The organism is Caballeronia sp. 11_S32 (genome assembly GCF_056930355.1).
In genome coordinates this window covers 531379-543742 of the sequence record NZ_JBXOWH010000003.1, presented here as the reverse complement: position 1 = coordinate 543742, position 12364 = coordinate 531379, and the positions used below count along the sequence as shown (strand labels likewise).

Genomic DNA, 12364 nt, shown 5'->3' with positions numbered 1-12364 from the left:
TTACTATACAATCGCCTCGAACAAGCGAACTCGGCAGGCGCAATAAACACGGCGCCCGTCAGACGAACAGCCGGAAACAGGCGGAGACAGAGAACACCACGATGGCCACCACCATTCGCGATGTCGCGCGTGCGGCAAGCGTCTCGATCGGGACGGTGTCGCGCGCGCTCAAGAATCAACCGGGCTTGTCCGAGGCAACACGCGTGCGCGTCGTCGAAGTCGCGCAGCAACTCGGCTACGACTCCGGGCAGTTGCGTACGCGCATTCGTCGCGTGACCTTTCTGCTGCATCGGCAGCACAACAATTTCGCTGTCAGCCCATTCTTTTCGCACGTGCTGAACGGCTTCGAGGAAGCGTGCCGCGAACGGCGCCTCGTGCCGTCCGTGCTCACCGCCGGGCCGACTCACGATCTCGCGCAGCAAATGCGTCTGCACGCACCCGATGCCATCGCGGTCGCGGGCTTCGTCGAGCCGGAACTGCTCGCGCATCTGCATTCGCTCGCGCGGCCTACCGTGCTCATCGACCTGCGCGCGCCGGGCTTCCGCTCGGTGAATATCGACAATGTGAAAGGCGCGTCGCTCGCGATGCAGCATCTGTTCGCTCAAGGGCGGCGGCGCGTCGCGTTCATCGGCGGCTCGCTCGCGCATTACAGCATCGCGCAGCGCGCGCTTGGCTATCGCAAGGCGTATTTCGACGCCGGCCTGCTCTTCGACCCGACACTCGAAATCGTCACGCAGCCCGGCCTGCCCGCCGATCTCGCTGCCGCCGACGCCATGGAGCGCCTGATCGCCGACGCGCGCACGCAATCCAGTCCGCTGCCCGACGCCGTTTTCGCCTATAACGATGCAGCGGCCCTCGCCGCGATGCGCGTCTGTCTCGCGCACGGATTGCGCGTGCCGGACGACATCGCGTTCGTCGGTTTCGACGACATTCCGGCCGCCGCGCAAAGCACGCCGCCGCTCTCGACCGTGACCGTCGACAAGGAAGCGCTCGGGCGCCGCGGGGTCGAGTTGCTGTTGGAAGATCAATCGAGCCCGCCGAGCCAGGCCGACACGCTCGTCGCCGTCAATTTCGTTCCTCGCGCGAGTTCGGGCACGAAACAGGACATCAGCACGCCATGAACATGAACGCCTCACCTGCCATCGCGGAAGAAGTGTCAGCGGAACGCGCGATCGATTTCCGCAGCCGCGACTTTCTGCTCTCGCATGTGCGCGACACGCTCGCGTTCTACGCGCCCACCGCCCGCGATCCCTCCGGCGGCTTCTTTCATTTCTTCAAGGACGACGGCAGCGTCTACGACCGCACGACGCGCCATCTCGTCAGCAGCACGCGCTTCGTCTTCAATTACGCGATGGCGTACCGGCATTTCGGCGACGCTCGTTTTCAAGACGACGCGCGCCACGCTTTTCTGTTCCTGCGCGACGCGCACTGGGACGCCGCGAACGAAGGCTACGACTGGGAAATCGAGTGGCGCGACGGACAGAAGCGCACGCTCGACGGCACGCGCCATTGCTACGGCATGGCGTTCGTGCTGCTTGCGTGCGCGCATGCGGCGATGGCGGGCATCGACGAAGCGAAGCCGGTGATCGACGAGACCTTCGCGCTGATGGAGAAGCGTTTCTGGGACGCCGGCGCCGGCCTCTACGCCGACGAAGCCTCGCCTGACTGGCAGCTTTCGGACTATCGCGGGCAGAACGCGAACATGCACGCGACCGAGGCGCTGCTCGCCGCGTACGAGGCGACCGGCCACGTCATCTATCTGGATCGCGCTTCAATGCTCGCGGGCAACATCACGCTGCGGCAGGCGAAGCTGTCGAACGGGCTCGTGTGGGAGCACTTTCACCGCGACTGGTCGGTGGACTGGCATTACAACGAATCGGACAGTTCGAACATCTTCCGTCCGTGGGGCTTCCAGCCGGGGCATCAGACCGAATGGGCGAAGCTCCTGCTGATTCTCGAACGGCATCGCGCGTTGCCGTGGCTCGCGCCGCGCGCCGTCGAACTGTTCGATGCGGGCTTCAGCCGCGCGTGGGACAGCCGTCACGGCGGCCTCTACTACGGCTTCGGCCCCGACGACACCATCTGCGACCACGACAAGTATTTCTGGGTGCAGGCGGAAAGCTTCGCGGCGGCGGCGCTGCTCGGCGCACGCACGGGCCGCGAGCGCTTCTGGGACTGCTACGACGAGCTTTGGCGCTATAGCTGGAAGCACTTCGTCGATCACGAATACGGCGCGTGGTATCGCATTCTTACGTGCGACAACCGCAAGTACGGCGACGAGAAAAGTCCCGCCGGCAAGACCGACTATCACACGATGGGCGCGTGCTATGAAGTGCTGAACGCGCTCGGACCGGCCCCGATTCAACGATGATCTCAACGGTGACAAGAATGGCAAGCGAGCAAACCACCTTCCCGCAATTCGTCTCCGCCGGCGACATCCTCACCGACATGATCCGCACGGACGTGTCGAGCTGGCTCTCGCGTCCGGGCGGCGCGGGCTGGAACGTCGCGCGCGCGGTCGCGCGCCTCGGCCTGCCGACCGCCTGCGCCGGCTCCCTGGGCGTGGACAATTTTTCCGACGACCTGTGGGAAGCGAGCGTTGCCTCAGGCCTCGACATGCGCTTCATGCAGCGCGTCGAGCGCCCGCCGCTGCTCGCGATCGTCCACAAGACGCAGCCACCGACCTACTACTTCATGGGCGAAAACGGCGCGGATCTCGCGTTCGATCCGTCGCGGCTGCCGCAGGGCTGGATGGAGCGCGTGAAGTGGGCGCATTTCGGCTGCATCAGCCTTGTGCGCCAGCCGCTCGGCGCAACGCTCGCCGCGCTCGCCCGCCAGTTGCGCGAGCACGGCGTGAAGATCAGCTTCGACCCGAACTATCGCAATCTGATGGAGCGCGGCTACGAGCCGATCCTGCGCAACATGGCGAGCCTCGCGGATCTCATCAAGGTATCGGACGAAGATCTGCACATGCTCTTCAAGGGCATGCCCGAACAGGACGCGCTCTCCAAAGTCCGCGCGATGAACCCGCAAGCCACCGTTCTCGTCACGCGCGGATCGGCGCAAGCCACGCTCTATGCAGGCGACGAGCAATTCAGCGCGCGCCCGCCGAGCGTCGAAGTGGCGGATACGGTCGGCGCGGGCGATGCGTCCATCGGCGGATTGCTCTACAGCCTCATGGCGCGTCACGGCGAGTGGCCCGATCATCTGAAGTTCGCGCTCGCGGCGGGCGCGGCGGCGTGCCGCCATTCGGGCGCGCATTCACCTTCGCTGGAAGAGGTCGAAGAGCTGCTCGAATGACCGTCGCACGCGTTACATATCAGCGTGCTAGCATGGGTTCGTCCTTGCCTGGAGGCGAATCCAACATGGAAGACACCACCTACACGAAAGGCATCTATACCGCGACGATCGGCATACGCGCCATCGACGGCGGCAAGTATCAGGGTCTCGTCTCGCTCGCTCGCGACGACGGCGAGGATACCGATGCGACGCTCTACGAAGTGGAAGCCGTATCGGAGAACGAGGAGGAAGCGCTCAACGAAGCGCGCGCGCTCGCACATCGCATCCTCGGGGAAATCGAACTGTAGCCAGGCGGCCACGGCGGCGCGTGGCGCACTTCACCTCGCTTCGCGGCGCTTCCCCGCTGCATCGGAGAACATCATGCCGGAGCAGATCTTTCTTTACGGCGTCTACGCGATCCACGTGAGACCGGTGGAGCTCGCCGACTCGCGCTGGGACGCAGAGTACGAGATCCGTCATCACGACAAGGCGGTGCAGACGTGGACGACCGTCGGCGGCGATGACGGTCTCGCCGACAAGGCCGAGGCCGTCGAGCTTGCGCATCAGCGGGCGGTGTCGGATATCGAAGCCGGCGCCGGCATTCCGAAGCCGCGCGCGTTTCCCTGATCTTCGTTCTTCGGCTACGACTCGTCCGCGATGTGCACGATGCCCGCGTGGTGTCCTATCCCGAGCCGCTCGGCCTCGCGATGATCGATCGCTGACGCGCGCTCGTAGCCTTCACGCGCGAGCGAGCGCTCGACGTAATCGAACAGCACGCCCTGCGGCTCGATCAGCTTCGCGATGAACGCGATCTGCAGCGTGCTCGCCGCGAGAATATCGGCGGCGGTGAACTGGTCGCCGAGCAGCCACGGCCCTTCCTCCAGCGCGTTTTCGATCGCGTGCTCGACGCGCCCGAGATCGCCCCATCCGAAGCTCACGGTGTTGCCTTGCACGCCGGCCATGCGCTCGGCCATCGCGGGTTCGAGGCACGAGCCGGTGAAAAACATCCATTGCAGAAATCGGCCGCGCGACGGATCGTGCATCGGCACGCCGAGCGCGGTTTCAGGATACCGGTCCGCGAGATAGAGCAGCACCGCGCCCGATTCGGCCACGCGCACGCTGCCGTCTTCCAGCGCGGGCAGTTTCGACATCGGATTGATGCGGCAGAAGTTCGGATCGTTCTGCGCCCCGGCGCGGATATTCACGAACTCGAGCTGATACGGCACGCGCATTTCCTCGAGCATCCACAGCGCGCGAAAGGCGCGCGTCTTCGGCCAGTAGAAGAGCTTCATCGGCGTCGTCGTTTTCGTTGGCTTTCGAGGCATTCAGGTTAGTCCCAAATTCATGCGAATCGCGCGGCGGATCGCTTCGGGTTTACGCGGAGCTCCGGCCGATCGAGAAAATTCCTCTCACTCATCTCGAAAAAGACAGCGTTATTTCTCGATGCGGGGCGAATCGCGACGAGTGCGCAAAAACATTCCGCATTTGTCGGCAAAGAATGTCGCATTGCCTCACATAACAAATTTGGAGATTCAATTGAACGCACGCGTCCCCGCCGATGCCTTCTTTCCTCCCGCGCTGTCGGACTATCAACTGAGCGACAACCTGAGCGCCACCAAAGGCCGCATTTTCCTGACCGGCACGCAGGCGCTCGTGCGTCTCGTGCTGATGCAGCGCGAACTCGACCGCGCCGCGAATCTGAACACCGCAGGCTTCATCAGCGGCTATCGCGGCTCGCCGCTCGGCATGGTCGATCAGCAGTTGTGGAAGGCGAAGAAACTGCTCGCGTCGCATGACGTGCGCTTTCTGCCCGCGATCAACGAGGAACTCGGCGGCACCGCCGTGCTCGGCACGCAGCGCGTGGAATCCGATGCGGAACGCACCGTCGATGGCGTGTTCGCAATGTGGTACGGCAAGGGCCCGGGCGTCGACCGCGCGGGCGATGCGCTCAAGCACGGCAACGCGTACGGCTCGTCGCCGCATGGCGGCGTGCTCGTCGTCGCGGGCGATGACCACGGCTGCGTGTCGTCGTCGATGCCGCACCAGAGCGATCAGACGATGATCTCCTGGCACATGCCGGTGGTGAACCCGTCGAACGTCGCGGACATGCTGGAGTTCGGCGTCTACGGCTGGGCGCTGTCGCGCTTCTCGGGCGCGTGGGTCGGCTTCAAGGCGATTTCGGAGACCGTGGAATCCGGCTCGACCGTCGATCTCGACGCCATCCGCACCGACTGGAACGTCCCAGAAGGATTCACGCCGCCGCCCGGCGGCCTGCACAACCGCTGGCCCGATCTGCCGAGCCTGACGATCGAAGCGCGCCTCGCCGCGAAGATCGACGCCGTGCGCCACTTCGCGCGGGCGAACAGCATCGACAAGTGGATCGCGCCGAGCCCGCGCGCGAACGTGGGCATCGTGACGTGCGGCAAGGCGCATCTCGATCTGATGGAAGCGTTGCGCCGCCTCGATCTCACCGTCGATGACCTCGATGCCGCCGGCGTGCGCATCTACAAGGTCGGGCTGTCGTATCCGCTGGAAACGACGCGGCTGGAAACCTTCGTCGAAGGTCTGAGCGAAGTGCTGGTGATCGAGGAGAAAGGGCCGGTCATCGAGCAGCAGATCAAGGATCATCTGTACAACCGCGTCGATGGCGCGCGGCCGGTCGTGATCGGCAAGAATGCGCGCGACGGCGCGCAGCTTCTGTCCGCGCTCGGCGAGCTGCGTCCGTCGCGGGTGCTGCCGGTGTTCGCAGAATGGCTCGCGCGCCACAAGCCCGCGCTGGATCGCCGCGACAAGGTGGTCGATCTCGTCGCGCCGCAAATCCTCTCGAATATCGCCGATGCCGTGAAGCGCACGCCCTACTTCTGCTCGGGCTGCCCGCACAACACGTCGACGAAGGTGCCGGAAGGCTCGGTCGCGCAGGCGGGCATCGGCTGCCACTTCATGGCTTCGTGGATGGAGCGCGACACGACCGGCCTGATTCAGATGGGCGGCGAAGGCGTCGACTGGGCATCGCACTCGATGTTCACGAAAACGCCGCACGTCTTCCAGAATCTCGGCGACGGCACGTACTTCCATTCGGGCATTCTCGCGATTCGTCAGGCCGTGGCCGCGAAGGCGAACATCACCTACAAGATTCTCTATAACGACGCCGTCGCGATGACGGGCGGCCAGCCTGTCGACGGCAGCATTTCGGTGCCGCAGATCGCGCGGCAGGTGGAAGCGGAAGGCATTGCGCTGCTCGTCGTCGTGAGCGACGAGCCGGAGAAGTACATCGGCCACGAAGATCAGTTTCCGCGCGGCACGACGTTTCATCATCGCGGCGAACTCGACGACGTGCAGCGCCGTCTGCGCGACACGCCGGGCGTCACCGTGCTCATCTACGATCAGACGTGCGCCGCCGAAAAGCGCCGCCGCCGCAAGAAGGGCGAATTTCCCGATCCGGACAAACGCCTTTTCATCAACGAAGCCGTCTGCGAAGGCTGCGGCGATTGCGGCGTGCAGTCGAATTGCCTGTCCGTCGAGCCGGTCGAAACGGAACTGGGAAGGAAGCGCCGCATCGATCAGTCGTCGTGCAACAAGGACTATTCGTGCGTGAACGGCTTCTGCCCGAGCTTCGTCACCGTCGAAGGCGCGAAGCTCAAGAAGGCCGAAGGCCACGCATTCGATCCCGCCGAACTCGCGCTCCGCGTCGATGCGCTGCCGCTGCCGCAAGGCCAGCTCGACGCGGCGCCATACGACATTCTCGTGACGGGTGTCGGCGGCACGGGCGTCGTGACGGTCGGCGCGCTCATCAGCATGGCGGCGCATCTGGAAGGCAAGAGCGCGTCGGTGCTCGATTTCATGGGCTTCGCACAGAAAGGCGGCTCGGTGCTGTCGTTCGTGCGCTTCGCCGCGACGGACGCGCTGCTCAACCAGGTGCGCATCGACACGCAGCAGGCCGACTTGCTGCTCGCGTGCGACATGGTCGTCGGCGCGAGCCCGGAAGCGCTGCAGACGGTGCGGCACGATCGCACGAAGATCGTCGTGAACACGCACGCGATTCCGAACGCGAGCTTCGTGCAGAACCCTGAAGCGAACCTTCACGCCGATGCCTTGCTCGACAAGATGCGCCACGCGGCAGGCCCCGGCGCGCACGACGCGATGCGCAGTTGCGACGCGCAGGCGCTCGCCCAGCGCTTTCTCGGCGACACCATCGGCGCGAACATTCTGATGCTCGGTTTCGCATGGCAGCTCGGCCTCGTGCCGCTGTCGCTCGCGGCGTTGATGCGCGCGATCGAGCTGAACAACGTGGCGATCGCGGCGAACAAGCTCGCGTTTTCGATCGGCCGTCTCGCGGCTGCGGACATGGCCGCGCTCGAAGCGTTGACGGCGCAAGTGCTGGCGAAGCACGTCACGATGGAGCAGATGTCCTTGCCCGAACTGATCCGCGATCGCGAGGAACGGTTGCTGGCCTATGGCGGTTCGAAGTACGTCGCGCGTTATCGCAAGCTGGTGAACGCGGCGGCTGGCAACGAAGCCATCGCGCGCGCCATCGCGATCTCGTTCTACAAGTTGCTCGCCGTGAAGGACGAGTACGAAGTCGCGCGCCTGCACGCGGACCCGGCGTTCCGCGCCGCGCTCGGCGCGCAGTTCGAAGGCACCGCGGGCGAGAGCTACACCGTGAAGTTCAACTTCGCGCCGCCGGTTCTTTCACATGGCGGCGCGCCGAAGAAGAAAACCTTCGGCCAGTGGATGTGGCCGGTGCTCGGCGGCCTCGCGAAGTTCCGCGCGCTGCGCGGCACCGCGCTCGATGTCTTCGGCAAGACGCTCGAACGCCGCATGGAGCGCCGGCTCGCCGACGACTTCGAAATCACGATGACGCGCGCTCTTTCGAAGCTGGACGCCGGCAATGCGGGCGAGGTTAAAGCGCTCGCCGCGCTGTTCGAGAAGGTACGCGGCTACGGTCACGTTAAGCTCGCGAACGTCGCGATGGTCAAGCGCAGCGAACGCGACGTCGCCGCGCGCATCGGCATCGAAGCGGCGACGGGCGACGCGGTGCGCGCCGCCATCGATACGATGAAGGGCGCGTCGTCGCTGAAGGGCATTCCGGTGGTCGTCGCGAAATAAGGCGGGCGGTCAGTCGGCGACATCGTCATCGGGAAGCCAGTCGATGTCGCCGCACAGCACGCAGCGCTTGCCCTGCGAGCGCGTCTCCACCGACAGCGTGACGCACGGCATCGCCTCGTTGATCGAAAGATACGGCTTCGTCACATGCACGCGCTCGGGATCGCCGAGCGCGGCGCGGAAGTACGGGCGGCGCAGCCAGTTCGCGCCCTGCGCGTCGATGAGCGGCAGAAAGCGCGCCTCGTGCGCGGCGCGGTCCGCGCGCAGCACGACATTGCGGCCTGCCTGCCTGCCGTTCTGATCGAGCAGGAAGCAGCGCGCGGCGTTGTCGAGCGCGAGGAAGTTCCAGCACACTTCGTCGAGCGGCTCGCCCGCCGCGAGCCGCTCGGCCGCGCGCTCGAACGCGCGGATATACGGCTGAAGCCGCGTCGCGACGCGCCGCTCGCGCACTTCGGTCTGCATGCGGTAGCGCTCGGTCAGCTCGCCGATCACGTCTCTCGCGTGCACGCTGTCCGCAAGACCCGGATGCGGCCGCGCAAAGAAGAAGCCCTGCACGAAGTCCGCGCCGCTCGCGAGCGCGAGTTGCGCTTCGTGCTCGGTTTCGACGCCTTCGATCAGCACGAGCTTGCCCGCCTCGTGCAGCAGCGACACGATGCCCGAGAGCACCGCCTCCATGTTCTGCCGCTGCTTGAGCGTGCGCGCCGACAATGGCGCATGCACGTTCTGGCCGGCGTGCGAAAGCATCACGCGATCGAGCTTGACGATATCCGGATCGAGCTGCCAGATCCGCTCGATGTTGGTATGCCCCGCGCCGAAATCGTCGAGCGCGATGAGAAAGCCGTGATCGCGGAACTGCTGCACCGCGAGCGCGAGCCGCTCGATATCTTCCGCGCTCTGCTCCAGCACTTCGAGCACGACTCGGCGCGGCTCGAGATCGAGGCGCCTGAGATTCGCAAGCAGCGCCGCCGCGTGATACGGCTCGGTCAGCGCGCCCGGATGCACGTTGAGAAAGAGCCATTCGTCTCTCGCGCCGAGCATCTTGAAGTTTTCGAGATGCAGCGCCTGCGCGAGCCGGTCGATCTGCAGCGCTTCGCCGACGCGCGACGCCTGCCCGAACACGTCGAGCGGCGACACCGGGCGATCGAGCGAATCGTGCGCGCGCAAGAGGCCTTCGTAGCCGACCGCGCGCATGTGCGACAGGCTGAACACCGGCTGAAAGACGCTCGATAGCGTCAAGTCGCCGTGCTCGACCGAATAGCGGTCGAATCCCGATGTCACGCCAAGCTCGAAGCTGCGCGCGGATATCGTCGTCTTCTCGGGGTTTGCGATCATCATGCCGACGCCTCCGCCCGAACGTTCCGGCCATGCGCGCCCGGCTGCTTCATGCCCTGCGGATCCGCGCCGGATCCGGTCCAAACCATTTTCATAGAACAGCCCTCGATGATCTCGTCGGGAGTCTCAGTGTCCCGTGCCGACGATCAAGCAAGCTCCATGCGCAGAGCGTGCCGTGTTTCATCGGGCTTTCACGCGCCGCATGCACCGTCGACAGGCGATTTCACGTGCACGCGCACCGTCTCGGTGCGAAGTCGAAGAACTCGGTCGCTGCCCGCATCGCGAGCACGGGCTAAACTTTCGGCTCATCGAAATAAATGCTAGACGCCGAGTGCGCCGGCCGCATGCGTGCGTCGTGCGTCCTCGTGCTGTATCGCACACATGGAAATCGTTTTCACCGTCCTCATTCTTCTGCTGGCCGTCGCGCTGTCGGGCTTCGGCCTGAGCCTGCTTCCGGTGAAGCTGCCGCTGCCGCTCATTCAGATCGCGATCGGCGCGTGCCTCGCGTGGCCCGGCTTCGGATTGCACGTCACGTTCGATCCCGAGCTCTTCATGCTGCTGTTCATTCCGCCGCTGCTGTTCGCGGACGGCTGGCGCATTCCCAAGCGCGAGCTGTACATGCAGCGCCGCGCGATCCTGATGCTGGCGCTCGGGCTCGTGTTCATTACCGTCGGCGTGCTCGGCTACTTCCTTCACGCGATGATTCCGACGATGCCGCTGCCCGTCGCGTTCGCGCTCGCGGCCGTGCTCTCGCCGACCGATGCCGTCGCGCTGACGGGCATTGCCGGTCGCAACCGCATTCCGGCGAACCTGATGCACATACTCGAAGGCGAGGCGCTGATGAACGACGCGTCGGGCCTCGTCGCGCTGAAGTTTGCGATCGCGGCCGCGCTGACGGGCGTGTTCTCGATGCGCGACGCGACGATCAGCTTTTTCATCATCGCGGCGGGCGGGCTCGCGATCGGCGCGGCGATCAGCTGGGCGGTCACCGAGATTCCGTCGCGCCTGCTGAAATTCTCCGAGGACGACGACCCGGCCGCGGGCGTGATCCTGACGATCCTGATTCCGTTCGCGTCCTACGTGATGGCCGAGCACGTGGGTTGCTCGGGCATTCTGGCGGCGGTGTCGGCGGGCATGATGATGAACATTCAAAGCCTGCGCGAAGGCATTCCGAGCGCGGTGCGCGTGCGCATGACGAGCACGTGGACGATGATCGAGTTCGTTTTCAACGGCATGGTGTTCATCCTGCTCGGGCTGCAGTTTCCGCACATCATCGGGCAGGCGCTGATCGAGGCGCATCACGACGGCAACGCGCAGGTCGGCCTGCTGATCGGCTATGTGTTCGCGACGCTGGTCGCGCTTTACGCGCTGCGTTTCGTCTGGGTGTATTCGCTGCGCTGGGTCGCCGCGCGCAAGACGGCGAAGCAGGGCATCGACAGCGCCGCGCCCGGCTTTCGCACGCTCGCGCTGACGACGATCGGCGGCGTGCGCGGCGCCGTGACGCTCGCGGGCGTGCTGTCGCTGCCGGTGACGCTCGCGGGGCGTGATGTCGCGATCTTCGTGGCGTCGGCGGTGATTCTGGTGTCGCTGCTGATCGCGGTCGTCGGCTTGCCGCTGATGCTGCGCGGCATCGAGCGCGAGAAGAATCCGCACGCGGCGGAGGAACGCATGGCGCGACGTCGCGCGGCGCAGGCGGCGATTCGCGCGATCGACGACACGCATGATGAGTTGATCGAGCAGATGGATGAAGCGGCGTCGGCCCGTTGCGCCGATTCGACGGCGCGTGTGATGGGGATGTATCGGCGGCGTTTGGCCTCGCTCGGCGATGATGAGGCGCCGCGGGCTGCTGCGAAGAAAAGCGAGATGGTCGAGACGCGGTTGAAGATGGCGGCGCTGCGGGCCGAACGTGCTGAATTGCTGAAGATGCGGTCGCTTCAGGACATCAATGATGAGACGTTGAACAAGTTGATGCGGGAGGTTGATCTTTCGGAGACCGCGATTGTGAATCGGAAGCGGGGGGGAGGGGCTGGGTGACGGGGGTGGTTTGCCTGTGCTTTCTTTCGCCGGATCCCGGTTTCGCGTTGGTCTGTTTGCACTGCCCCTGTGCGGGGCGGCGGTGGTTTGCCCGTGCATTCTTTCGCCGGATCCCAATTTCGCGTCGGTTTATTAGCACTGCCCCTGTGCGGGGCGGCAGTCACTTTCTTTGCTGCTGCAAAGAAAGTAACCAAAGAAACAGCTTGTCCCATCCAAAGTGCTTCATGCCGGCCCCGGCACAGAAGATAGCAAGTGGTCCGGCAGTAGCGAGTGCCCTCACAGGCCTAACCGGGCTTGGACCGCGCACGGTCTGACAAGCTAGAACATTGAGGGCGCTGGTTCAGCACCAAATAGCTCCGGCACAGCGCTACGCGCTGCCGTTGGGTTTGCAAGGGAAACCAACGGTGGGTGAATGCGGAGAGATAGAAGCGTTAGCAAAAGGGCGCGCGCCGACCCGATTGACCGGTCGGCCGCGAAGCGGGCTGGAGCTATTTGGCGCCTTACCAGTCAGTTGAGCGGTGCGATGTGACAGACCGTGCGCGATCCAAGCCCGGTGAGTTTTGTGAGGGCACTCGCTACTGCCGGACCACGTGCGATCTTCTGTGCCGGGGCCGGC

At 65.0% G+C, this 12364-nt stretch carries 9 protein-coding genes; 7 read left to right on the top strand and 2 right to left on the bottom strand.

The features are described from left to right. Positions 1–101 precede the first annotated feature (101 nt). The 5 genes from AC1Z32_RS14125 to AC1Z32_RS14105 all read left to right on the top strand — a co-directional run bounded on the left by AC1Z32_RS14125 (position 102) and on the right by AC1Z32_RS14105 (position 3906). Complete coding sequence (locus tag AC1Z32_RS14125) at positions 102–1121, top strand: LacI family DNA-binding transcriptional regulator (protein ID WP_483479239.1); 1020 nt, start codon at positions 102–104, stop codon at positions 1119–1121. After that, on the top strand, positions 1118–2371 hold the full coding sequence (locus AC1Z32_RS14120) for an AGE family epimerase/isomerase (protein WP_483479238.1): 1254 nt from the start codon (positions 1118–1120) through the stop codon (positions 2369–2371). Before AC1Z32_RS14125 ends, AC1Z32_RS14120 begins: the two co-directional genes overlap by 4 nt. 17 nt (positions 2372–2388) lie before the next feature. Further along, on the top strand, positions 2389–3300 hold the full coding sequence (locus AC1Z32_RS14115) for a carbohydrate kinase family protein (protein ID WP_483479237.1): 912 nt from the start codon (positions 2389–2391) through the stop codon (positions 3298–3300). Positions 3301–3365: 65 nt separating this feature from the next. Then, positions 3366–3587 carry a hypothetical protein gene (locus AC1Z32_RS14110; protein WP_062611169.1) on the top strand — a complete coding sequence of 74 codons (222 nt, stop codon included), beginning with the start codon at positions 3366–3368 and terminating at the stop codon, positions 3585–3587. A 73-nt stretch (positions 3588–3660) separates the two neighbouring features. Then, on the top strand, positions 3661–3906 hold the full coding sequence (locus AC1Z32_RS14105) for a hypothetical protein (protein WP_483479236.1): 246 nt from the start codon (positions 3661–3663) through the stop codon (positions 3904–3906). 14 nt (positions 3907–3920) lie between these two features. On the opposite strand, the gene AC1Z32_RS14100 is transcribed toward AC1Z32_RS14105, so the two are convergent. Then, positions 3921–4571 (bottom strand): glutathione S-transferase family protein, encoded by a 651-nt coding sequence (locus AC1Z32_RS14100; protein ID WP_483479235.1) that lies wholly within the window; start codon positions 4569–4571, stop codon positions 3921–3923. 244 nt (positions 4572–4815) lie between these two features. On the opposite strand from AC1Z32_RS14100, the gene AC1Z32_RS14095 reads away from it, so the two are divergent. Beyond that, entirely contained in the window at positions 4816–8385 is a 3570-nt protein-coding gene (locus AC1Z32_RS14095; protein WP_483479234.1) for an indolepyruvate ferredoxin oxidoreductase family protein, read from the top strand. 9 nt (positions 8386–8394) lie between these two features. Here AC1Z32_RS14095 and AC1Z32_RS14090 read toward each other — a convergent pair whose 3' ends face one another. Next, positions 8395–9717 carry an EAL domain-containing protein gene (locus AC1Z32_RS14090; RefSeq protein ID WP_483479233.1) on the bottom strand — a complete coding sequence of 441 codons (1323 nt, stop codon included), beginning with the start codon at positions 9715–9717 and terminating at the stop codon, positions 8395–8397. Between the two features lie 378 nt (positions 9718–10095). On the opposite strand from AC1Z32_RS14090, the gene AC1Z32_RS14085 reads away from it, so the two are divergent. Beyond that, the gene (locus AC1Z32_RS14085; protein ID WP_483479232.1) at positions 10096–11748 is read left to right on the top strand and encodes a Na+/H+ antiporter; all 1653 of its coding nucleotides are present in this window, start codon (positions 10096–10098) and stop codon (positions 11746–11748) included. Positions 11749–12364: the final 616 nt, after the last annotated feature.

Bases quoted from the DNA above. Each gene is read 5' to 3' on its own strand.
- AC1Z32_RS14100 (WP_483479235.1), bottom strand. From the start codon at position 4,571: ATGAAGCTCTTCTACTGGCCGAAGACGCGCGCCTTTCGCGCGCTGTGG.
- AC1Z32_RS14085 (WP_483479232.1), top strand. From the start codon at position 10,096: ATGGAAATCGTTTTCACCGTCCTCATTCTTCTGCTGGCCGTCGCGCTG.
- AC1Z32_RS14120 (WP_483479238.1), top strand. From the start codon at position 1,118: ATGAACATGAACGCCTCACCTGCCATCGCGGAAGAAGTGTCAGCGGAA.
- AC1Z32_RS14115 (WP_483479237.1), top strand. From the start codon at position 2,389: ATGGCAAGCGAGCAAACCACCTTCCCGCAATTCGTCTCCGCCGGCGAC.
- AC1Z32_RS14125 (WP_483479239.1), top strand. From the start codon at position 102: ATGGCCACCACCATTCGCGATGTCGCGCGTGCGGCAAGCGTCTCGATC.
- AC1Z32_RS14105 (WP_483479236.1), top strand. From the start codon at position 3,661: ATGCCGGAGCAGATCTTTCTTTACGGCGTCTACGCGATCCACGTGAGA.
- AC1Z32_RS14090 (WP_483479233.1), bottom strand. From the start codon at position 9,717: ATGATGATCGCAAACCCCGAGAAGACGACGATATCCGCGCGCAGCTTC.
- AC1Z32_RS14110 (WP_062611169.1), top strand. From the start codon at position 3,366: ATGGAAGACACCACCTACACGAAAGGCATCTATACCGCGACGATCGGC.